This window comes from Streptomyces sp. AB3(2024), assembly GCF_041862025.1.
GTDB lineage: Bacteria > Actinomycetota > Actinomycetes > Streptomycetales > Streptomycetaceae > Streptomyces.
In genome coordinates this window covers 1-579 of sequence record NZ_JBGWAB010000330.1, presented here as the reverse complement: position 1 = coordinate 579, position 579 = coordinate 1, and the positions used below count along the sequence as shown (strand labels likewise).

Here is a 579-nt window from a genome sequence, read left to right as displayed (position 1 = left end):
CAGCCCGGCCACCTCGCCGGCGTCCTGGACATCCACGCCTCCGAGAAGGCCGCGCGGTTCGTCCAGCTCTGCGACGCCTTCAACATCCCGATCGTCACGCTGCTGGACGTCCCCGGCTTCCTGCCGGGCGTCGACCAGGAGCACGGCGGCATCATCCGCCACGGCGCCAAGCTGCTGTACGCGTACTGCAACGCCACCGTGCCGCGCATCTCGCTGATCCTGCGCAAGGCCTACGGCGGCGCGTACATCGTCATGGACTCCCAGTCCATCGGCGCCGACCTCACCTACGCCTGGCCCACCAACGAGATCGCCGTCATGGGCGCCGAGGGCGCGGCCAACGTCATCTTCCGCAAGCAGATCGCGGACGCCGAGGACCCCGAGGCGATGCGCGCCCGGATGGTCAAGGAATACAAGGCCGAGCTGATGCACCCGTACTACGCGGCCGAGCGCGGCCTCGTGGACGACGTCATCGACCCCGCCGAGACCCGCGAGACGCTCATCAGCGCCCTCGCGATGCTCCGCACCAAGCACGCCGACCTGCCGTCCCGCAAGCACGGCAACCCGCCGCAGTAACGAGCG

General features: G+C 69.6%; 1 protein-coding gene. It reads left to right on the top strand.

Annotated elements, in window-relative coordinates; all coding sequences use genetic code 11:
• Window positions 1-573, top strand: a 573-nt coding sequence (locus ACEPPI_RS40620) for a carboxyl transferase domain-containing protein (RefSeq protein ID WP_373920255.1), incomplete at its 5' end; no start/stop codon positions are given.
• Window positions 574-579 lie beyond the last annotated feature (6 nt).